We start from the raw sequence: 22,124 nt of genomic DNA on the forward strand, positions 1-22,124 counted from the left end.
ATTTTGTTTATTCGTGTTACAATGACTAATATGAACTGAATTGGAGGATGACATATGTACCAGGCTTATTATGAAAGCGAAGTAGGTTTGCTAGAAATTACAGCAAATCAAGAAGGCATTACGTCTGTTATATTTGTTGATGAACGACAAGAAGAGAATAAAAATGAAATGATAGAACAATGTATAAATGAGTTAGATGAATATTTTAAAGGGAAAAGAAAAGAGTTTACGGTCCCGCTGTCTGCGGAGGGAACCGCATTTCAAAAAAATGTATGGGATGCTCTTTATACTATTCCGTACGGCGTAAGTGCTTCATATTTAGATATTGCAGAGAAGGTTGGAAATACAAAAGCTGTACGGGCAATAGGAGGGGCAAATAGTCGGAATCCAATTTCAATAATCGTTCCATGTCACCGTGTAATAGGAAAGAGTGGAAAGCTTGTTGGATATGCGGGTGGTTTATGGAGGAAAGAGTGGTTATTAAAACACGAAGGTATTTTGAAATGACGTATGTATGGGAAGAGGGATTGTTTTGAAATGTATAAATTGTGGGCAACCTTGCGAGGAGGAACAGTTAAATTGTGCAAGTTGTCAGCGAAACTTGGATAATGAACAAGATGAAGGCAGCTCGTTAATAGATAAAGAACTAGAAGTATATGTAGGGAGACAATATCCGTATTACAAAAGGAAATGGGAGCTTGAGAATAAGCGGATTGCTAGGTGGAGCTGGAATGGTTGGGCTGCTATTTTCAATATAGGCTGGCTAGGATATCGTAAGTATTATGTACCAGCTGCTTTATTTATGTTGTTATTAGTAGCGTGTGATGCATTTTCGTATTATATGGGATTTAATGTAGCGTTGCCAATCATTAATATGGTACCTCTTACGTTTTTATTACTCATTTTTATTCTGTTTGGAATGGGGATTTTTGCAAATGGATTATACTATCAATTTGCGGAAAGACGTATATACCGAATAAAAGCAAGAGAAATAAAAGATAAATCAGTTGAAAACTATCTAATCAATGATAGCGGCGGAACGAGCAAAATGGGAGCGACAATTGTTACTATTTTAGCAGTTGCTAGCATATTTTTTAGTCATTTCTTTTTTCCGACTGATCGAGACGTTATTCAAAAGGTTCGTACAAGCTCGCTTTATGAATATCCTTTCTTTTCAATAGGTGAATCTTTCGAAAATTATTTTCAAAATTCAGGTTGGATATATTATCGTGGAACGGAAGGGTTAGAATTAGTAGAATTCCAAGGATATAACGCCGGAACGCCAAGACAAAAGGTGAAGATTCAATTTGTTGTCGATTATAAATTAGGTGAAGTGGAACCATACTCACTTATGGTTAATGGTGAATCTAAAACTGAAGAAGAGTTTTTGAAGCTGATGGAAGAAATATTTAAAGTTCAAAATCCATTTGATATAGAGGATGGATTACAAGTAAATGCTATTCAAGGAAGCGACTGGAAAGAAATTTCCGATCGCTTTTTTCTATGTTTGTTAAAATAAATATTTAAAATAATCAGAATCTTTTGTATAATAAAATATATTATATAGGATTTAACTTATACATATAGATTGGGGGAAGGAAGAATGAAGAGAAAGACAACAACAATTGCTGCACTTGCGTTAACGACGAGTGTATTGGTTGCAGGATGTGGGAATGGTGAGAAGGCTTCGACAACGAAGAAAGAATCGAATAAGGGAATGGCCGATAAACAAGTTTTAAATTTGCTAGAAACAGCTGAAATTCCTTCAATGGATACATCTAAATCAACGGATTCTGTATCTTTCCGTGTATTTGTAAATGCAATGGAAGGTTTATATCGTCTAGATAAAGATAATAAACCAACACCAGGTATGGCAAAAGATGTGAAGATTAGTGAAGATAAAAAGACATATACATTTGAATTACGTGATGCGAAATGGTCAAATGGTGATCCAGTTCGAGCACAAGATTTTGTATATGCATGGCAACGTACATTAGATAAAGCAATAGCGGCAGAATATGCATTCATTTTATTTGATGTGAAAAATGCACAGAAAGTAAATAAAGGTGAATTACCAGCAGATCAATTGGGTGTTAAAGCGAAGGATGATAAAACGTTGGTAGTAGAATTAGAGCAACCAGCACCTTATTTTCTTGAGCTTACGTCGTTCCCTACATTTTTCCCATTAAATGAAAAATATGTGAAAGAGCAAGGAGATAAATATGGATTAGAAGCAGATAAATTATTATATAATGGACCATTTACAATGAGTCAATGGAAACATGAACAAAATTATCAGTTAAAGAAAAATCCTAATTATTGGGATAAAGATACTGTAAAGTTAGACGAAATTAATGTAAGTATTGTGAAGGAAACAAGCACGGGAGTAAATTTATATGATAGTGATCAAGCAGATCGAGTTATTTTAACTTCTGAATTTGTTGATAAATATAAAAAGAATAAACCAGATGAATTTAAAACGAAGTTAGATCCACGCATATATTTCTTGCGTTTTAACCAAAAAAATGCAACATTTAAAAACCAAAAAGTACGTGAAGCAATTGATTTGGCATATGATAAAAAAGGAATTGCTGATGTCATTTTAAATGACGGTTCATTGCCAGCATATTTCTTAGTACCTGAAAAATTCACGACAGGTCCGGATGGAAAAGACTTCCGCTCTGTAAATAAAAACTTCCGTGATAGTAAAGATAATGCAGAGAAAGCAAAAAAATTATGGGAAGAAGCGAAGAAAGAGCTTGGTCAAGATACAATTACGGTTGAATTACTAAACGATGATAACGGTAGCCGTAAAAAAGTAGGCGACTTTATTAAAGAAGAACTAGAGAAAAACTTGCCTGGTATTAAAGTGAATTTGAAACAGCAACCATACAAGCAGAAGCTAGATTTAGAAAAGAAATTCCAATATGAATTCTCATTATCTGCATGGAGCCCTGATTATCCGGATCCAATGACTTATATTGATATGTTTGTTACTGGAAGCTCATTTAATGAAATGGATTATTCTAATCCGAAGTATGATGATTTAGTAGCGAAATCAAAAGGAGAGCTATTAAAAGATGATAAAGCACGCTGGAATGCACTTGCGGAAGCTGAAAAAATCTTAATTGGTCAAGACGCAGCAATTTCTCCTACGTACCAACAAAGTACAGCTTATTTAGAGAAGCCGTTTGTAAAAGGCATTGCTAACCATACGTTTGGCGGGGACTTCAGTTATAAATGGGCATATGTTACAAAAAAATAGTACAATAAAAGGTGAGTGAATTTTCGCTCATCTTTTATTTGTATAAGGAGGAATTATAGTTGTTAAGGGGAATCAATCATATTTGTTTTTCGGTATCTAATTTAGAAAACTCTATTATGTTTTATGAAAAAGTATTAGAAGGAGAATTATTAGTTAAAGGGAGGGAATTGGCGTATTTTAACATATGTGGAGTATGGATAGCGCTTAATGAAGAGACACATATTCCGAGAAATGAGATTCATCAATCTTATACGCACATTGCATTTTCTGTTGAACAAGAAGACTTTGAATATCTAATACAGCGATTAGAAGAAAATGATGTTCATATTTTAAAAGGAAGAGAACGTGATGTCAGAGATTGCGAATCTATATACTTTGTTGATCCTGACGGTCATAAATTTGAGTTTCACTCAGGGACACTGCAAGATCGTTTAAATTATTATAGAGATGAGAAACCTCATATGACATTTTATTAGGGAGGGATAGCATTTGCATGCACTTGTAATTGGTGGAACAGGAATGCTAAAGAGAGTTTCTATGTGGCTTTGTGAGCAAGGGTTTCATGTTTCTATTATCGGGCGAGATGAAGTGAAATTAGAAAATGTTAAGCGGATGAGTTCTACACTAGAAAATATTACATGCCTTTCGTTAGATTATCATAATGATGAAGATGTAAAGCTAGCTATTAAAAGTACAGTTGAGAAAAATGGCCCGATCACATTAGCTGTTGCATGGGTACACTCAAGTGCAAAGCATGCACTATCAAATATTTGTAAAGAACTAGATTTATCGTCTAAAACATATAGTTTATTTCATATTTTAGGTAGTAAAGCATCACGTATGACTGCACAAAAAATAGGGAGTACGCGATGTAGTTATCATAGAATTATTTTAGGTTTTATTTTAGAAGATACATATGGAAGATGGCTTACTCATGAAGAGATAGCTGATGGAGTTATAAAAGGGATTGAAAGTAAACGAGCGGAGTGGATTGTAGGGAGAGTTGAACCGTGGGAATTACGACCAACATGGTGAGGGGGAGTAAGAAATGAAAACAACTATATATGTAACAAGGCATGGTGAAACAGAGTGGAATGTAGTGAAGCGAATGCAAGGACGGAAAAATTCTGCTTTAACTGAAAATGGTATAGTTCAGGCGAAACAATTAGGGAATCGAATGAAAGATTTACCAATCCATGCGATCTATAGTAGTCCGAGCGAAAGAACACTTCATACGGCAGAGTTAATAAAGGGGGAACGTGATATACCCATTATAGCGGATGAGCATTTCTATGAAATCAACATGGGTATATGGGAAGGACAAACAATCGCGGATATAGAAAAGCAATTTCCAGAAGAAGTACATCTGTTTTGGAATGAGCCACATCTTTTTCAGTCAACATCAGGCGAAAATTTTGAGGCCGTTTATGAAAGAGTAATTGAAGGGATGCAGCTTCTTTTAGAGAAGCATAAGGGACAAAGCATATTGATTGTTTCTCATGCGGCAGCAGCAAAATTACTTGTAGGGCATTTCGCGGGAATTGAAATAGAAAATGTGTGGGATGATCCATTTATGCATAGTGCTAGTTTGAGCATAATAGAATTTGAAGAGGGTATTGGTAAAGTGAAACAATTTGCAGATATAAGTCACTTTCAATAAATGTAAAAAAGGCCGCAAAACGGCCTTTTTTTGGTGGTATAAAAACTAGCAGTTACGTTTTTTATACCAGAAGTGATCAAATTTCTTATTTTTGCAAGATGGGAATTTATGTCCGCCTTTGCAATCATTCCATTTGTGCCCATCATCGTGACAGTCTTTACCATGATCACATGAATCATCGCAAGAGCCGCCGTGTCCGTGAGGGAAGAATTCGCATTTTTTACAGTAACATCGTTTAGTCCAGTAAAATTTCTTTTCAAAACGTACACATTTTGTAACGAAAGTACAATGTTTTCTACGCGTACGTTTTGTAACTAAAACGCATTCTTTTCTACGTGTTACTTTCGTAACGAACGTCCATTTTTGAACGCGTACACGAGTACATTTCGTAACAAATGTCCACTTTTTAACGTGAGTACATTTTGTAACAAATGTACAATGTTTCACACGAGTACATCTTGTTCTTGGGCATTTACAATCGTCGCTACACTCAATTTTTGAAGAGCAATCGTCATCACATTCGAATGTGCTTGGATCTTGGTGTAAGAAATCCTCCATCCCAGCACTTTTGATTTCTTCAACAGCTTTTCTAATATCACGTTTCATAGAAATCCTCCTTATCATGTATTAAGTTGAAAAGGTATTCTTTTTCCTTAACATGATATGAGAGATGACGTCTTTCTGAACAGGACAAGAGTGTAATTTTCTATAAATAGATGATAGCGGATGTATGGACAAGACAAGGCGCATACATTGAATGAAGAGAACTGAGAAGGGATGAGAAAATATGTTACCTTCATATGATTTTTTTGTTCATCCAATGTACTTAGTGGAATTGAAAAAAGACATTTGGTCAGATAGTCCAGTGCCAGCAAAATTAACTTATGGAAAAAAGAAATATGACATTGATATCGTATACCGAGGAGCTCATATTCGTGAGTTTGAGAAAAAATCTTATCATGTTATGTTTTATAAACCAAAAAAATTTCAAGGTGCGAAAGAGTTTCATTTGAATTCTGAGTTTATGGATCCGTCTCTCATACGAAATAAACTATCGCTAGACTTTTTTCATAACATTGGTGTACTTTCGCCAAAATCACAACATGTATTTATAAAAATTAATGGTCAAATTCAAGGTGTGTATTTACAGTTAGAATCGGTTGATGAAAACTTTTTGAAAAATAGAGGATTACCGAGTGGTTCTATTTATTATGCGATAGATGATGATGCGAATTTTTCATTAATGAGTGAACGAGATAAAGATGTTAAGACGGAGCTCTTTGCGGGTTATGAATTTAAATATTCGAATGAAAATAGTGAAGAACAACTGAGTGAATTTGTATTTCAAGCGAATACTTTGACGAGGGAAGCCTATGAAAAAGAGATTGGGAAGTTTCTACATGTAGATAAATATTTACGATGGTTAGCAGGAGTTATTTTTACGCAAAACTTTGATGGTTTTGTCCATAACTATGCACTATATCATAACGATGAAACAAATTTATTTGAAGTTATACCGTGGGATTATGATGCGACTTGGGGGCGAGATGTACAAGGGAGACCGCTTAATCATGAATATATCCGCATTCAAGGGTATAACACGCTAAGTGCAAGATTGTTAGACATACCTGTGTTTAGAAAGCAGTATCGAAGTATTTTAGAAGAAATATTAGAAGACCAATTTACAGTTTCGTTTATGAGGCCGAAAGTAGAAGGATTGTGTGAATTGATTCGTCCATATTTACTACAAGATCCATATATGAAAGAAAAATTAGAAACATTTGATCAAGAGGCTGATATGATTTATGAATATATAAATAAAAGAAGAAAATATATACAAGACCACTTATATGAATTGGATTAATTTTGAAAGAGATTGAAACGTTATCAATCTCTTTTTTTTGTATAATAAAGATGTATCAATAAAAGTGAAGTAATATATTTGAAAGAGAATGGGGATGCGGATATATGACGATTAAATGGATTGATTGGGTAAAACAAATACAATCTATAACCCAAGCAGGTTTAACGTATTCTAAGGATGTGTACGATATAGAACGCTTCCAACAATTACGAGACATTTCGATTTCGATGATGTCACATTACACAAAAACTGATTGGGAAGTTGTAGAGAAATTATTTGCAAGTGAGACAGGCTATCAAACACCTAAAGTTGATATAAGAGCAGTTGTTTTTCAAAATGAAAAGTTATTATTTGTGAAAGAAAAAAGCGATGGGAAATGGGCATTGCCAGGTGGATGGGCTGATGTCGGTTATACGCCAACTGAAGTTGCAGCAAAAGAGGTTGTCGAAGAGACGGGTTATGAGGTAGATCATTTTAAGTTACTAGCTATATTTGATAAAGAAAAACATCAACCATCTCCATCGGCGACGCATGTATATAAGATTTTCATTGGATGCGAGATTATTGGTGGAGAAAAGAAAACTAGCATTGAAACAGAAGAGGTGGAGTTTTTTGGTGAAAATGAATTGCCTAATTTATCAATTGCTAGAAATACAGAAGACCAAATTAAAGAGATGTTTGCCTACATGAAAGACCCGCAGAAAGAGAAATTAATAGATTAATCCTGCTTGAATTGTACATATTGTTAAAATGAAGATATTGGCAGATTGCAGCCTTTATGTAATAATGGGATGGTATGTGAAGAAAAAAGGAGATAAAAAAGAACATGTTAGCAAACATAATAGATCAGTTATTGCAATTTTTTGCAAGCTTAGGTTACTTTGGAGTAGCTCTTGCTTTAATGATTGAAGTAATCCCAAGTGAAATTGTACTTTCGTATGCTGGCTTTTTAGTAGCGGATGGTAAAATTAGTTTTGTGGGTGCAGTTATCGCCGGAACGATTGGTGGTACTTTAGCCCAAATCTTTTTATACTGGCTTGGATACTACGGAGGGCGTCCGGTTGTAGAGAAATATGGGAAATATCTGCTTATTAATAAACACCATTTAGACATAGCGGAAGGTTGGTTTAAGCGTTATGGAGCTGGCGTAATATTTTCTGCGCGCTTTATCCCAGTAGTACGTCATGCAATCTCTATTCCAGCAGGACTAGCTAAGATGCCATTAAAACTATTTACGCTTTATACGGTTGTAGCGATCATTCCATGGTCAATTCTATTTATATACTTAGGTGAAAAACTTGGTGGGAATTGGCGACAAATTAAAGAGTATGCATCTGATTACACACATTACATAATTATAGGAGCTGTTCTTTTTATTGCTCTATACTTCGGTTTAAAATATTTGAAAAAGAAAAAAACAACACGCTAAAGTCAATGATAATTCATTGGCTTTTTTTATTTGTTTCGGTTCGGTTCTAAAAAAAAAGAGTTGTCCATAATGTATAATAATAAAGCGTAGCGGAGGAATGTGATGAAAGGGTCACCGTTTATACGTGGAACGATATTTTTAACGATGGCAACGATGATATCAAAAATGTTAGGGTTTATATATGTTATACCATTTACAGCAATGGTCGGTACGAGTGGGTACGTTTTATATACGTATGCATATCGCCCCTATACAATTATGCTCAGCATTGCGACAATGGGATTACCACTTGCAGTTTCAAAAATGGTATCAAAATATGATCAACTGAATGATTATCATACGGTTAAGAGAGTGTTGAAAAGTGGAATCGTGTTTATGTTTATAATGGGAGTCATTTCGTGTTTTACGTTATATATGCTAGCTCCGCATTTAGCTAAGCTTGTCATCGATGGAAATGATCAAACGGGGAATAGTGTAGGAGCGGTTACTACTAATATTCGAATTGTAAGTTTTGCGTTAATACTTGTGCCAGTAATGAGTTTATTAAGGGGCTTCTTTCAAGGATTCCAATCGATGGGGCCTTCTGCATTAAGTGTAGTTGTAGAGCAATTTTTTCGGGTTTTAACCATTTTAATAGGAAGCTTTGTCGTTTTATATGTTTTAAAAGCGTCTGTTTCATTAGCGGTTGGTATTTCAACGTTCGGTGCATTTATGGGAGCTGTAGGTGGATTAACTGTTTTAAGTGCATATTATATAAGAAGGAGAAGGCACTTAAAGAAAAAAGAGATGGCAAGTATACCACAAACAACAAAATCCTTTTTCTCATTGTATAAGGAGCTCTTTACATATTCTATTCCTTTTGTTGTGGTGGGCTTAGCAATTCCGTTGTATCAGACTATTGATACATTTACAATCAATAAACTACTTATACAAATAGGGTATATGCAAGGAGAAGCGGAAAAAATTAATGCGATAATTGGTCTTGTTCAAATGGTTGTGCTCATCCCGGTATCCGTTGCGACAGCTTTTAGTATGTCTCTCGTACCAGAGATGACGAAAGCTTACACAGCAGGAAATACGAAGCTATTGTACAAACATTTTACGAGAACAAATGTATTAGTAGTAGCGATTACGGTGCCGGCTGCAATTGGAATGATTGTGTTAGCCAAGCCTGTATATACTCTTTTATTCGGTGCTGGAAATGATCCAGAGATGGGGAGAATCATTTTACAGTATTATGCTCCTGCTTGCATACTATTTTCTCTTTTTACAGTAACGGCTGCTATGCTACAAGGAATCAATCAACAGCAGAAGACGGTGCTAGGACTAGTGATTGGAATTATTGTGAAAATAGTTTTAAATATTGTATTGCTTCCGTATTTCGATTATGTAAGTTTTATTATTTCAACATACGCGGGCTATACGATTTCAGTTGGGTTTAACTTGTGGATGCTTTCTAAATATGTTATAAAGGCAACATAAGCTTTTAAGGCAGAGAGCACTCTGTCTTTTTCTATGTTTATAATATTTTTCTTATAAAAACGTTTTCAAAATAATTTTTCTATTGAAATTTAAACGTATGTTTCATATGCTGAGAATGGCGGTTTAAAAACTGTGATTTAAGAGAGGTAGATTCCTACATGTAAAAAGAATCGGGGTGATAGTATGTTAAATATATATTTAACAGACCGAAACGGAAAACTACAAGAGATTGAGGAAATGCAAAAGGGGTGCTGGATTAATGTACTTCATCCAACAGAAGAAGAAATTCAATATCTAGTACAAACTTTAAATGTAGACTTAGATTTCATTAAAGACCCTTTGGATGATGAAGAACGCTCTCGTATTGAAAAGGAAGACAATAATACTTTAATTATCGTGGATATTCCGACAGTTAGACATGACGAAGAAGGAAATTCGATTTATGACACGATTCCAATAGGTATGATTGTGATGCCAGATTGCTTTGTGACAATTTGTTTAGAAGAAAACCCAATTTTTGAACGTTTTATTAATCAACGTATTAAAGAATTTTATACGTTTAAGAAGACGCGCTTTGCACTTCAGCTCTTATATACGATTTCTACTTATTATTTAAGATACTTAAAGCAAATAAATCGAAAAACAATTGATTTAGAGCATCAATTAAATCAGTCAATGAAAAATAAAGAGATTTTCACATTATTAGGCCTTGAGAAAAGTTTAGTATACTTTACAACGTCATTAAAGGCTAATAAAATTGTGATTCAAAAGTTAATGCGTAATAGTACATTTTTAAAAATGTATGAAGACGATCAAGATTTATTAGAAGATGTATTAATTGAAAATAAACAGGCTATTGAAATGGCGGAAATATATAGTCACATTTTAAGTGGAATGATGAATACTTTTAGCTCCGTTATATCAAATAATTTAAATAGTGTTATGAAACTGTTAACGTCAATTACGATCATTTTATCTTTACCGACGATGGTTTCTAGTTTCTTTGGAATGAACGTAAAGGTTCCGTTTGAAGGGGAAGCCCACGGTTTTGTAATTGTACTCATCATATGTGTAACACTATCTTTCACGTTAGCTTTTGTTTTTTGGAAGAAACGTTACTTTTAACGATAAAAAAGCTGCTCTAGCATAGTTATATAACTACGCTAGAGCAGCTTTTTTGCTATGAAATCTCAAATTTTGAATAGAATATAACTTGTACAATGTAATGTATATAAAGGGTATGTATTCCATATAAACCTTGTCCAATTAATGAAATGGGGTTAAAATTACATATTGTTAATGAAAAGTTGGAGGAAATACATCATGGAATTGTTTCAATTACCGAAAGCATTCCTGCAAATGAATACAATTTTTATCTCCATATTGATCGAAGCACTTCCTTTCGTGCTCATTGGTGTATTTATTTCAGGATTCATTCAAATGTTCGTGACAGAAGATATGGTAGCAAAATGGATGCCGAAAAACCGATTTCTGTCTGTTTTAGTAGCTACTTTTTTAGGGATGTTGTTTCCAGGTTGTGAATGTGGAATTGTTCCGATTGTAAGACGATTAATCGGAAAAGGGGTTCCGCCATATGCGGGGATTGCATTTATGTTAACTGGGCCAATTATTAATCCAGTTGTTTTATTTGCAACATACGTTGCCTTTGGAAGTAGTATGCACATGGTATGGTATCGTTCTATTGTAGCGATTATCGTAGCAATTATCGTTGGAATTATATTATCATTTATGTTTAGAGAACATCAATTAAGAGATGATCACTTCTCAGAAGTGAATCATAAGCGTCCATTACGTAAAAAAATGTGGGATGTATGTACGCATGCTGTTGAGGAATTTTTCTCGATGGGAAAATATTTAGTATTAGGTGCGTTAATTGCAGCTGCAGTTCAAACGTTCGTACAAACTTCAACACTTCTTGCTATAGGACAAGGGCCGTTCTCTTCACCAGCTGTTATGATGGGACTTGCTTACATATTATCACTTTGTTCAGAAGCGGATGCGTTTATTGCTTCATCATTCCAAAGTACATTTTCAACAGCATCACTTGTCGCGTTCCTTGTTTACGGACCGATGGTGGATATTAAAAATATGTTTATGATGCTTGCGACATTTAAAACGAAATTTGTAATTGTCGTTACAGTTACAGTTACACTTGTTGTTTATGCAAGCTCACTACTCATTTATGCGATGGGGTGGTAGGTTATGTTTCGAGCGTATATATTATTAGGTTTTACAATATTAATTGCGCAGCTTCATATTTCGGGTAACATTACGAAGTATATCAATATGGAGTATGCTTATTTATCAACAACAGCAGCAATTATTTTAGGTTTCTTAACGATTGTACAAATTATCGTCGTTTTCCAAAAAGAGCACCAAAAGGAAAAAGAGAAAAATGATTGCAGTTGTGACCATAGCCATTGCGGGCATGATCATTCAAAAGATGAGAATACATGGTGGAAAAAAGCATTTTCGTACTCATTGTTTTGTTTTCCAATTATCTCAGGCTTATTTTTCCCGATTGCAACGTTAGATTCAGATATTGTTAAGGCGAAAGGATTTCATTTTCCTGTTGCACAAGCAGAAAGTAAGGATCCATTTATGACAAGACAATTTCTAAGACCTGATACGAGCATTTATTACGGGAAAGAAGGATACCGCGGTGTAATGGAAAAAGGGAAGAAAGAGTTTGTTACGAAAGACAATATTAATTTGAAAGATGAAGACTTCCTAAAGGGTATGGAAACAATTTATAATTATCCTGGCGAGTTTACTGGGAAAAAATTATCTTTTAAAGGGTTTGTTTTTAGAGATGATTCTTCTAAAAAAGAACAATACTTCTTATTCCGTTTCGGTATTATACATTGTGTAGCAGATTCTGGTGTGTATGGTATGTTAGTGAAAAAACCAGAAGGTGTAGAATGGAAAAATGATGATTGGATTCAAATAGAGGGAGAAATTTCTACTGAATTTTATCAGCCGTTTCATGCGAATATTCCTGTATTAGAAGTAACGAAATGGAATAAAGTTGAACAGCCGAAAGAACAATATGTATTTAGAGGGGCCGATTGATAAGATCGGTTCTTTTTTGTGGACTAAAAGTTCTGAATGTTGTTAATATTAAACGTGTAGTTCATTTCGTATAGTGATTATTGAAATATTAGGGATAAATCATTAAAGGGGTGATAACAATGACAGAAGTAAAGGGGAAAACAGCCAATGAGTCAAGGGTGTTCAAAACGAGCCGAGTATTCCCAACAGATTTAAATGATCATAACACGCTATTTGGTGGGAAGATATTAGCGGAGATGGATATGGTTGCTTCTATTTCAGCATCCAGACATTCGAGAAAGGAATGTGTCACAGCATCTATGGACTGGGTCGATTTCTTACATCCTGTTCGTTCTTCAGATTGTGTTAGTTATGAATCTTTCGTAATTTGGACGGGAAGAACTTCAATGGAAGTGTTTGTGAAGGTAGTGGCTGAAGATTTAATCTCAGGTGAGAAGCGTATAGCGGCAACGTCATTCGTTACTTTTGTGGCACTTAGTAAGGAAAATAATCCAGTTCCTGTACCGCGTGTTATCCCTGAAACAGAAGAAGAGAAAGAATTACATCGTATTGCTGTGTTACGTGCAGAACAGCGTCATATACGTAAGGCAGAGAGTAAGAAAGTAGCCACATTGTTAACCTTTTGAGATGAATATTTAGCCATTTAATTTACTATAGTAGGCGGAAATGGTTTTAAAATGAAAAGCGGACACCTAAAAATAGGTGTCCGCTTTTATAGTTTTTTCATCCACATATCATATGACAGTAGCTACTTAGCAGAAGCAAGCAGCACCGACGATGATTAAGAGGATAAATAATACGACTAGTAGCGCAAATCCATTACCATGTGCGAAGCCCATTGTTATTTCCTCCTTTTATTTTAAGATACAACATACAATATGCAAATGAGCTATTGTTTGATATGGACATATATCATGCAATGACATATTTTCTTGAATGATAATGTAATAAAAAAGGGAAGATATAGAAATAACAGTAAGTGGAGAAAGGAATTTATCCATGAAGCACTTTTTCGCTATAATTCTTTGTTTAATAGGTGTATTCATTTGGATGAACATCGATGTGGAAATGGGGAAGGAAATGGCTAGTGAATATGAATTAGGACAAGTTCGATTAGGTGAATTTCAACTATATACGAACGGTGAAGAGTTATATAGAAAATTATTTGACGATATAAACGATGCAGAAAAGTATATATATATCCATTTTTATATTGTAGGAAAAGATGAAATAAGCCAAGAGTTTTTACAGTTATTAGAGAAAAAAGCATCTAGCGGAGTAGAAGTGAAATTGTCAGTCGATCGGATAGGCGGATATAAGTTGAAGAAAAAGGTAATTAGCCGATTAAAGGAAAACGGTGTGAAGTTTACATTTAGTAAAAAACTGAAACTGAAAAATGTGTTCTATTCTTTGCATCAACGGAATCATAGACGCATTGTTACCATAGATGGAAAGATATCATACGTCGGTGGCTTTAATATCGGAAAGGAGTACCTTGGACAAGATCCGAAGTTTGGGCCATGGCGTGATTATCACGTGCGCATCCATGGTGATGGTGCAGCGGATATGGAAAGAAAGTTCGCCGAAGATTGGAAAGAAGATACAGGAGAAAAAATGCCTATACATGAAAGTATACCTACATTAGGGAATGTGAAATATCAATATTTATTTTCAAATGGAAAAGGCTTATGGGAAAAGTATGGGACACTTTTAAAAAAGGCTAAAAAGTCTTTAATTATCGCTACACCATATTTTGTACCAAGTAAAGAAATGGTGAAAGAGTTAAAAGCTGCATTAAATCGTGGTGTTAATGTAAAAATTCTCGTGCCATTTAAAAGTGATGCCATATTGTTAAAACAAGCTGCCTATCCATATTTGAAAGATATGTTACATGCTGGAGCGGAGATTTATCAATATCGAAATGGATTCTTTCATGGGAAAGTAACAATCATTGATGGAGAAATTGTTGATATTGGGACAGCGAATTTTGATAATAGAAGTTTTTATTTAAATTGCGAGTCTAACTGTATCATATATGATAAAACAGTTGTTGATGAAGTATGGAGTCGATTACAGGTAGACTTTCATAAATCAAAACGATTTTCTGAAGAAGATTTTGAGAAAATTAGTGGATGGGATTGGTTTTTAGCAAGAATAGCGAATGTTTTAGCATCATATTTATAGCATATGGACAAAAGAGAAGGGAGGCGCTTTAATGGACTGTATGAAAGAATTAATGAGATATAGTTATATGCTAATATACAAGGTTGGAGAGTATGCTGGAAAGGTCAGAGACGAAGAATTAAAAAATCTATTACAGCACCATTTACCATATATGTTACAAGCATATAATGAACAAGTAAATTTTCAAGAAGGAGAGAATGTGCAGCATATAACCTGTGAAACAACGGAGTTTGATTTGCATGAAATGGAAAAGGAGACAGTTAGTAAATTACAGGGGATATTCATATTGCAACCTGTTATATTGCGCACTTGAAACGATTAGCTTTAAAGTTTGCTCAAGTTGCAGTGGAGGTTGCTAATCCGGAGTTTCGCTCATTTTTGGAAAATTGTTTCTTGAAAATGAACCGTTACGCTTATAGTGTGTGGCAATATGTTATGAAGAAGGAATATAAGATTACACATCTATATGAAAATGAAAAGTTTGCATGAGAAACTAAGGCGGAATGGTATGCGCCTTAGTTTTTTTACGTCCATTGAGAGGGAAAAACTAGTTTTATTGTGTATCAATTGGAAATGAAATATATAAATTTAAATTAGGTTTTGTTATCAGAAAATTTACAAAAATTTACCGTATATTTACTGTTTTTCAATCTCTTCTTTAAAAATAGAGAGTAATATGAGGTTGTACATATTCTATCACAAGGGGGAAACGCAAATGAATAAATGGGTTAAATCATTAACTGCTATGGCACTTGCAAGTTCTTTATTAATGGTAGGTTGTAGTAAAGGTGAGGACAAGAAGAAAGAAGACGAAACAACTACACAACAAGAGGACAAAAAGGATAAAGAAACAAGCGGAACTGAGAAGTCTACGGATTCTAAAGAAAAGAAATAATGTAATAATAGAGCTTCCTCTTTTATATGAGGAAGCTTTTTTGTTGTAAATTGATTGAGATTATTGAAAAATAGAAAGAGAATGAAAGAGGGGGAAAACAAATGAAAGTATGTATATTGGGAGCAACAGGACGAGTAGGTTCAAATATAATTAATTTAGCATTAAAGGATTCAGCTGAAGTGACTGCATTAGCGCGTGATTTAAATAGAATAGAAATACAACATGAAAGGTTACGAGTTATAGAAGGTAATGTATTGAACGAAAAGGATATAAAGAAAGCGATAGAAGGAAGTGATATAGTAATTAGTGCACTTGGAACGGATCAAAATAGAACATTAGCGAAGAGTATGCCACAAATTATAAAGCAAATGGAAGAAGCAGGGGTTCATAAAATTATTACAGTAGGAACAGCCGGTATTTTACAAGCAAGAACAAATCCAAATTTATATCGTTTCCAATCAACGGAATCCAAAAGGAAAACGACAACAGCAGCAGAAGATCATTTGGCTGCATATAAGGTACTAAGTAATAGTAATAATTTATGTTGGACAGTTGTTTGTCCGACACATTTAATAGATGGTGAGGCGACAGAGGTATATCGAACTGAAAAAGATATATTGCCAGAAGGTGGATCAAAAATTACAGTGGGTGATACGGCACACTTTGCATGGGATCTATGTAAGAAAAACATATATGAAAATAGCCGAGTAGGTATTGCATATTAAAAAACCATCCCGAAGTCGGGATGGTTAAAAGATGATATAACATACGAAGATGATAATCATAATGATTTGGAGAATTGCTTTCGCTACTGTACTGCTTAAAAAACCAACTACAGTAGCGACTCCAACTAGAAAGGCATCTTTTGGCGCTTTTTTATGCACTAGTTCTGTTATAAATACTGATAAGAACGGTATGATAATAAGTCCGAATGGTGGGAAGAAAAACGATCCAACAATGATAGAAATCATTCCGACACGTTCGCCCCATTTAGAACTACCGTATTTTTTTAAGAAATATCCATTTGCAATAAAATCAGCAACGAAAATGAAAAGAGTGAAAATGACTTGAATAATCCAAAAAGAAGTTGTTAATTCTCCTCCATTTATACCGAAATGGTAAATCAAATATCCAGCCCAGACAGCTAGTATGCCAGGGATAATGGGATAAATAAAGGCGAGAAATGAAACAATGAAACAGGCAATGATACAAATTGTTAATAAAACAGTCACTTTATAGCTCCTTTTTAATATCTAGTTTATGTACAGCAACTTTTTTGACTTGATGTCCATCAAGTTCTAATACTTTAAATTGAAAACCAGCATATTCAATGGAATAGCCAGCTTCAATATTTAAGTCAACTGCTTGAGAGAGAATCCACCCTCCGATTGTATCTAAATCACTATCATCAATATGTAGGCCAAACATATCATTTACTTCAGAAATAAGTACCTTTCCATCTACAACAGTAAGCTTAGGTGTACGTTTTTCAATCATAGGTGGTTCATCCGCATCGAATTCATCTTGAATTTCTCCAATGATTTCTTCAAGAATATCTTCCATCGTTAAAAGTCCGGCAGTGCCACCATATTCATCCATAACGATTGCCATCTGAACGCGATTTTTTTGAAGGTGGACTAACGTTTTACGAATTGGAACTGTTTCAAATACAGTTAGAACAGGATGTATATAAGATTCAAGTGGTTTATAAATACCTTTCGTTTGATCATGGAATACTTCTTTCGTATTGATCATCCCAATGATATCATCTTTATCTTTTTCAATGATTGGATAGCGTGTATATTTCTCAGTAGCGACGATATCCATATTTTCTTCTAACGTATTTTCAGTAGATAAGCAAATCATTTCGGTACGAGGAACCATAATTTCTTTCGCAACTCGATCATCAAATTCAAAAATGTTATTTACATATTTATATTCGGTTTGGTTTATTTCACCGCTTTTAAAACTTTCACCTAAAATGAGTCGCAATTCCTCTTCAGAATGAGCAAGTTCATTTTCTTTCGCAGGTTCTAATCCGAGTAGTTTTGTGAAAAATATAGCTGCACTATTTAGTAGCCAAATGAATGGATACATAATTTTATCAAATAAAATAAGTGGTCTTGCAAATTTGAGTGTGATTGCTTCTGCTTTTTGAATTGCGAAAGACTTTGGAACTAACTCACCTAATACAACGTGGAAAAATGTAATAACACTAAAAGCAATAACAAAAGATAAAGTGTTAGCCATTGTTCCAGTAATATTAATTTTTTCAAAGAGCGGTCGTAGTATATGCTCCACAGTCGGTTCACCAAGCCAACCAAGCCCTAAAGAAGTGATCGTAATGCCGAGTTGACAAGCTGATAAATAAACATCTAAATTAGATAGGACACTTCTTGCAGCTAAAGCTTGTTTATTACCTTCATTTGCAAGTTGGTCAATTCGACTTTTACGTACTTTTACAACAGCGAATTCTGATGCGACGAAAAAGCCAGAAATAAGAATAAGTACAAATATGAGAAAAATATTTAATATGTCCAAGTGTGTTCTCTATTCCAAGGTTTGGAATAAAGATGTCACCTCCTGCAATTATGTTATACTTTTATAATAAATCCAAATGAAAAGAATAGTCAAAGGAAAAGGGTAAATATTGGTATGTTTCTGTAATAGTTTTTGAATTTGCTGTTATTTTGTCCGCTATACAAAAGGAATAACCCCTTACTTTTAGATTATAGAGGGTAATTTCAAATTAAGGTTTTGGAACACTTCTTGTTAAAGTATATGACTGTTGCTTGGAGTAGTTTGTGGTCCATAGTGTTTGAAGGAAAGAAAGTATGCTATATGGGATATAGAGTAGTAATAAGCCGACTGTAACAATTATAGGTGAATTTCCGCCAAATTGAACGATAAATTGTAACAGTCCACTTGTATGAAAAACGCATTCCATAAAAACGAATGAAAGAATAATGGAACCTAAAATTGATTTATGATTCGAAGTAAGCGCCAAAAATAATGTATCCACAAGAAAAGAATCATGTTTTATTTCATATTCATTTGTGTTTTTCAAGAAAGGAATCCATTTTTTTATTGCTTGCATAACGATAATCATGGAAGTACTACATACGATGATAAAAGATGAGTAGTAAGGAAGGTTTATAAATTGTGCGACGTATAGAAGTAGTAATAAGACTGAACATTGTAATACTACAGTGCAAAAAGAGTAAGGTATCCAATTCAATACAGTAGTAAACTTTTTAAACGAGTTAGGTACTTTGAAAAATAAATGGCCGATACCCAAACTTATGAAAAATCCGATCGCAAGGGTAAAAGTAAAACGAACAATCGATATAAAATATATTTCCCATATGTAAGGGAATAATGGTGTTGAATGATTAGAAGTATGTATCATTTGATTTGCTGAGAAAAAGATAGATTCATGCATCCAATCAACCTTTGGAATTGATATAGAAGAAAGCTGTGCGAAGTTTTGAAAAATGCTAATAAATCCATTTTGATAAGAGTAATTGTGTGTAATAAAAAGAGCTGGAATAGGACTTATGGCAAAAATAACAATAACACCAATTATAAATTTACATATATGTGAGCGTAATAAGGACATATAAACCACCTACTCTTGGAATATTCAGAAAATTCTTATTCTTATTTTAGCCGTTTTTGGAGCAAGTTACAATATATTTTTCTTCATGTATGGGCATATGGATAATTTTAAATTGTATTTAGAAATCTATTTTATGTGTGGAATATAAAGCAGAAACTGGTATGTAACAGTACAAATACAAAAAGCGTGAACAGTTTTGCATTTTCACGCTTTTTGTGTGGAATGAAGAGAATGTAGGGAAATGTTGAAAGGATTAAATAGATTTTTAAAATTGGAAAGTGATACCATAAAATTAAACGATGTTTAACTGATACATTCTAGAGGGGGGAGATAAATTGGGGGGGGAATGAAAACGTATCAACGAAAGAAAAGATTTTAAATACAACATTGGAATTAATTAAAAAAGAAGGTTTTGAAAAGGTAACGATAAGAAAAATTGCAGCATTGTCAGATGTAAATATCGCGCTTGTAAATTACCATTTTGGTTCAAAAGAAAAGTTGATTAGTGAGACGATTAGAGTCTTATTAATTAGCTTTCAAGGCACTTTTTCTATTTTAGATAATATTACAGTGCCAGCAAAAGAAAGATTAAAAATATTTTTATTGGATTATGTACTAGTAATTCGGCAATATCCGGAGTTAGTTAGGAAGATTATTGCAATGGGAACTACGGCATTTACATCTCAATACGAATATGGGGATTTTTTGAAGAGGCTAGGTTTTAGTAAAGTGAAGAATATTTTGAGCGAAATAACGAATGAAACGGATCAGGAAATTTTAATGATGATGACAGTACAAATATTTGGATCTATTTTTCTTCCCACATTAATGATGCCAATTCTCGAATCAGGGGCAGATATAAAAGTACCATCTGTAGAAAAACAGATTGATTTCCTATTTGAACGCTATTTTTATAAAAATTGAGATAGTGGGTGATAGAGATGGCTAGTTTCTTTAGAAAGCATTGGTGTGATATAGGATTAGTGGTCGCTATTGTTGTCGTAGTTTGTTTAGTCGCGAATTTGGGAGAAATGAGTGAAATGAAAGTACTGTTATGGTTAAGTTTTGTGGCCATTTTAGTGCATCAATTTGAAGAGTATCGTTGGCCAGGTTATTTTGCTGGTCTATTTAATGTAGTTATATTTAAAAGTGATATACCAGATCGCTATCCATTAAATACGCAATCTGCTATGGTAATAAATATTTTGATTACGTATGTTTTTTATTTACTCCCGGTTTTCTTTCAAAATATAATATGGCTTGGGTTGGCACCTATTTTAATGGGATTTTTTCAATTCATATGGCATGGTATTTTTGCGAATATAAAAGCTAAAACAATATATAATCCGGGATTAGGTGCGGTTGTATTACTACATGTTCCAATTGGTTATGTATATATAAGATATATTCTTTTACACAATCTGGCTACAAATTTGGATTGGTTATTTGGGGTGATCTACTTTCTAATAGCTACCTATTTTTTAATTATAAAAGGAAATATATTAATGAAAAGTAAGGAGACAAATCATTACTTTTCTAAAAAGCAACTAGGTCCGTACAAATGATACATTGAAGTGATTCAGAATTCAGAGGAAGGGTTTTAGATGCTGAAGAAAGTGCAAGTGAAGGATTCATGAATAAATTATGACAAGAAAATGGAAAATTTTCAGAAAAATAAAATGAATTATTTATTTTTTTCTGAAAATATAATATAGTTATGGCACAGAAAGTATTTTAACATAAGGAGGCTTTTTATGAGGATTAAAGGGAATTACGTGCCGAAAAGGGAAGTTTTACTGTGCTCAAGTTCGATTACGATAGGGGAAGCGTTAGAGCATTTAAATAAAACGGGGTATCGTTGTGTACCAGTTTTAGATGAAAAAAAAGAGAAATTTTTAGGGAATATATATAAAGTAGATATTTTAGAATATAAAGGATCGCTTGATGAGAGTGTAATACAATTATTAAACGATAAAGAAGGATTTGTGAGAGAAGATTCATCTTTCTTTAAAGTATTTTTTACAATAAAAAAATTGCCATATTTATCAGTAGTTGACGAAAAAGGGATTTTCCTTGGAATTTTAACGCATAAAAAAGTTTTTGAGTTATTAGAGGATGCATGGGGCGTTCACTCTAGTAAATACTCCGTCATGATTGGAACGCAAGACTATAATGGAGCAATTCAAAAGTTATCGACAGTTTTAAAGAAATACACTGGTATTCAAAGTTTGATGACTTTTGATAATGATGCCTTATTAGTTCGTAGAATTATGTTTACATTAGGAGAAGAGTTTAACGACGGTGAATTAGAGACATTATTGAAAGATTTAGAAGATCACGGATTTAGAGTTGTGTATGTGGAAGAGATGAAAAATCCACGTGAAGTTGAAACGATAGAGTAACATACAAAAGCCATCTAATTATCTTGGATGGCTTTTGTTATGTTACGTGTGTAAAGTTATTTGAAAATAACGATAGGATAATAGGAGAGATTGTAACAATATTTGTGTAAGAGAATAAAAATTGTAGATAATTTCGATTTTCAAAAAAATCAATTTGAAAATATGTTTTTATTTTGCAACTAAATATGTTACTATATGTGTGATAAAAACAAAGAGGTCTGACAACTATAC

25 protein-coding genes and 1 pseudogene are annotated in these 22,124 nt (G+C 33.7%); 21 read left to right on the top strand and 5 right to left on the bottom strand.

Annotated features, from left to right (window positions below):
* Positions 1-54 precede the first annotated feature (54 nt).
* The 6 genes from NZ044_RS10080 (at position 55) to NZ044_RS10105 (ending at position 4,925) form a co-directional block, all read left to right on the top strand.
* A complete protein-coding gene (locus tag NZ044_RS10080) occupies positions 55-507 on the top strand; it encodes a methylated-DNA--[protein]-cysteine S-methyltransferase (protein ID WP_000283913.1) in 453 nt (150 codons plus the stop codon).
* A gap of 7 nt (positions 508-514) precedes the next feature.
* Positions 515-1,519 carry a DUF2628 domain-containing protein gene (locus NZ044_RS10085; protein WP_017763053.1) on the top strand — a complete coding sequence of 335 codons (1,005 nt, stop codon included), beginning with the start codon at positions 515-517 and terminating at the stop codon, positions 1,517-1,519.
* Between the two features lie 84 nt (positions 1,520-1,603).
* A complete protein-coding gene (locus NZ044_RS10090; protein WP_000824270.1) occupies positions 1,604-3,265 on the top strand; it encodes a peptide ABC transporter substrate-binding protein in 1,662 nt (553 codons plus the stop codon).
* A gap of 59 nt (positions 3,266-3,324) precedes the next feature.
* Complete coding sequence (gene fosB / locus NZ044_RS10095; protein ID WP_098851566.1) at positions 3,325-3,741, top strand: FosBx1 family fosfomycin resistance bacillithiol transferase; 417 nt, start codon at positions 3,325-3,327, stop codon at positions 3,739-3,741.
* A gap of 13 nt (positions 3,742-3,754) precedes the next feature.
* Positions 3,755-4,300 carry a short-chain dehydrogenase gene (locus NZ044_RS10100; protein ID WP_000543153.1) on the top strand — a complete coding sequence of 182 codons (546 nt, stop codon included), beginning with the start codon at positions 3,755-3,757 and terminating at the stop codon, positions 4,298-4,300.
* 13 nt (positions 4,301-4,313) lie between these two features.
* Positions 4,314-4,925: a phosphoserine phosphatase 1 gene (locus NZ044_RS10105; protein WP_000858837.1), complete on the top strand. Its 612-nt coding sequence runs from the start codon at positions 4,314-4,316 to the stop codon at positions 4,923-4,925.
* A gap of 45 nt (positions 4,926-4,970) precedes the next feature.
* Here the strand turns inward: NZ044_RS10105 and exsB are convergent, their stop codons facing one another.
* Positions 4,971-5,531 (bottom strand): exosporium protein ExsB, encoded by a 561-nt coding sequence (gene exsB, locus NZ044_RS10110; RefSeq protein WP_000817480.1) that lies wholly within the window; start codon positions 5,529-5,531, stop codon positions 4,971-4,973.
* A 181-nt stretch (positions 5,532-5,712) separates the two neighbouring features.
* Between exsB and cotH the strand changes: the two genes are divergently transcribed.
* From cotH to NZ044_RS10150, 8 genes are all read left to right on the top strand, one after another.
* Positions 5,713-6,789, top strand: a complete 1,077-nt coding sequence (cotH, locus tag NZ044_RS10115) for a spore coat protein CotH (protein WP_000938005.1) — start codon at positions 5,713-5,715, stop codon at positions 6,787-6,789.
* Between the two features lie 104 nt (positions 6,790-6,893).
* Entirely contained in the window at positions 6,894-7,511 is a 618-nt protein-coding gene (locus tag NZ044_RS10120) for an NUDIX hydrolase N-terminal domain-containing protein (protein ID WP_000153595.1), read from the top strand.
* A gap of 104 nt (positions 7,512-7,615) precedes the next feature.
* Positions 7,616-8,218, top strand: coding sequence for a DedA family protein (locus tag NZ044_RS10125; RefSeq protein WP_000880690.1), 603 nt, complete (start codon positions 7,616-7,618; stop codon positions 8,216-8,218).
* Between the two features lie 102 nt (positions 8,219-8,320).
* Positions 8,321-9,700: a putative polysaccharide biosynthesis protein gene (locus NZ044_RS10130; RefSeq protein ID WP_000678844.1), complete on the top strand. Its 1,380-nt coding sequence runs from the start codon at positions 8,321-8,323 to the stop codon at positions 9,698-9,700.
* Positions 9,701-9,883: 183 nt separating this feature from the next.
* Positions 9,884-10,825, top strand: coding sequence for a magnesium transporter CorA family protein (locus NZ044_RS10135; RefSeq protein WP_000932389.1), 942 nt, complete (start codon positions 9,884-9,886; stop codon positions 10,823-10,825).
* A 198-nt stretch (positions 10,826-11,023) separates the two neighbouring features.
* The gene (locus tag NZ044_RS10140; protein WP_340949708.1) at positions 11,024-11,920 is read left to right on the top strand and encodes a permease; all 897 of its coding nucleotides are present in this window, start codon (positions 11,024-11,026) and stop codon (positions 11,918-11,920) included.
* 3 nt (positions 11,921-11,923) lie between these two features.
* Positions 11,924-12,793, top strand: coding sequence for a TIGR03943 family putative permease subunit (locus NZ044_RS10145; RefSeq protein WP_097890444.1), 870 nt, complete (start codon positions 11,924-11,926; stop codon positions 12,791-12,793).
* A gap of 119 nt (positions 12,794-12,912) precedes the next feature.
* A complete protein-coding gene (locus tag NZ044_RS10150; RefSeq protein ID WP_000141164.1) occupies positions 12,913-13,419 on the top strand; it encodes an acyl-CoA thioesterase in 507 nt (168 codons plus the stop codon).
* A 126-nt stretch (positions 13,420-13,545) separates the two neighbouring features.
* On the opposite strand, the gene NZ044_RS10155 is transcribed toward NZ044_RS10150, so the two are convergent.
* Positions 13,546-13,632 (bottom strand): YjcZ family sporulation protein, encoded by an 87-nt coding sequence (locus NZ044_RS10155; protein WP_000505094.1) that lies wholly within the window; start codon positions 13,630-13,632, stop codon positions 13,546-13,548.
* Positions 13,633-13,792: 160 nt separating this feature from the next.
* Here NZ044_RS10155 and cls point away from each other — a divergent pair, with 160 nt between their 5' ends.
* The 4 genes and pseudogenes from cls (at position 13,793) to NZ044_RS10175 (ending at position 16,597) form a co-directional block, all read left to right on the top strand.
* Positions 13,793-14,977: a cardiolipin synthase gene (gene cls / locus NZ044_RS10160; protein WP_000680093.1), complete on the top strand. Its 1,185-nt coding sequence runs from the start codon at positions 13,793-13,795 to the stop codon at positions 14,975-14,977.
* A gap of 31 nt (positions 14,978-15,008) precedes the next feature.
* Positions 15,009-15,466: pseudogene (locus NZ044_RS10165) on the top strand (spore coat protein).
* Positions 15,467-15,692: 226 nt separating this feature from the next.
* Entirely contained in the window at positions 15,693-15,872 is a 180-nt protein-coding gene (locus NZ044_RS10170; protein ID WP_001045962.1) for a hypothetical protein, read from the top strand.
* Between the two features lie 101 nt (positions 15,873-15,973).
* On the top strand, positions 15,974-16,597 hold the full coding sequence (locus NZ044_RS10175) for an NAD(P)-dependent oxidoreductase (protein WP_000861642.1): 624 nt from the start codon (positions 15,974-15,976) through the stop codon (positions 16,595-16,597).
* A gap of 24 nt (positions 16,598-16,621) precedes the next feature.
* Here the strand turns inward: NZ044_RS10175 and NZ044_RS10180 are convergent, their stop codons facing one another.
* The 3 genes from NZ044_RS10180 to NZ044_RS10190 all read right to left on the bottom strand — a co-directional run bounded on the left by NZ044_RS10180 (position 16,622) and on the right by NZ044_RS10190 (position 19,491).
* Positions 16,622-17,104 (bottom strand): DUF456 domain-containing protein, encoded by a 483-nt coding sequence (locus NZ044_RS10180; protein WP_000217335.1) that lies wholly within the window; start codon positions 17,102-17,104, stop codon positions 16,622-16,624.
* Between the two features lies 1 nt (position 17,105).
* Positions 17,106-18,413 carry a hemolysin family protein gene (locus NZ044_RS10185; protein WP_000353734.1) on the bottom strand — a complete coding sequence of 436 codons (1,308 nt, stop codon included), beginning with the start codon at positions 18,411-18,413 and terminating at the stop codon, positions 17,106-17,108.
* Between the two features lie 208 nt (positions 18,414-18,621).
* Positions 18,622-19,491 carry a hypothetical protein gene (locus NZ044_RS10190; RefSeq protein WP_000055270.1) on the bottom strand — a complete coding sequence of 290 codons (870 nt, stop codon included), beginning with the start codon at positions 19,489-19,491 and terminating at the stop codon, positions 18,622-18,624.
* A 330-nt stretch (positions 19,492-19,821) separates the two neighbouring features.
* Between NZ044_RS10190 and NZ044_RS10195 the strand changes: the two genes are divergently transcribed.
* The 3 genes from NZ044_RS10195 to cbpA all read left to right on the top strand — a co-directional run bounded on the left by NZ044_RS10195 (position 19,822) and on the right by cbpA (position 21,893).
* The gene (locus NZ044_RS10195; RefSeq protein WP_033669507.1) at positions 19,822-20,415 is read left to right on the top strand and encodes a TetR/AcrR family transcriptional regulator; all 594 of its coding nucleotides are present in this window, start codon (positions 19,822-19,824) and stop codon (positions 20,413-20,415) included.
* Positions 20,416-20,432: 17 nt separating this feature from the next.
* A complete protein-coding gene (locus tag NZ044_RS10200) occupies positions 20,433-21,056 on the top strand; it encodes an HXXEE domain-containing protein (protein WP_172583209.1) in 624 nt (207 codons plus the stop codon).
* A gap of 189 nt (positions 21,057-21,245) precedes the next feature.
* Entirely contained in the window at positions 21,246-21,893 is a 648-nt protein-coding gene (gene cbpA, locus NZ044_RS10205) for a cyclic di-AMP binding protein CbpA (protein ID WP_001220522.1), read from the top strand.
* The last annotated feature ends 231 nt before the right edge of the window (positions 21,894-22,124 follow it).

Origin of the sequence: Bacillus sp. FSL K6-1338 (genome assembly GCF_038006965.1) — a bacterium.
GTDB lineage: Bacteria > Bacillota > Bacilli > Bacillales > Bacillaceae_G > Bacillus_A > Bacillus_A thuringiensis_S.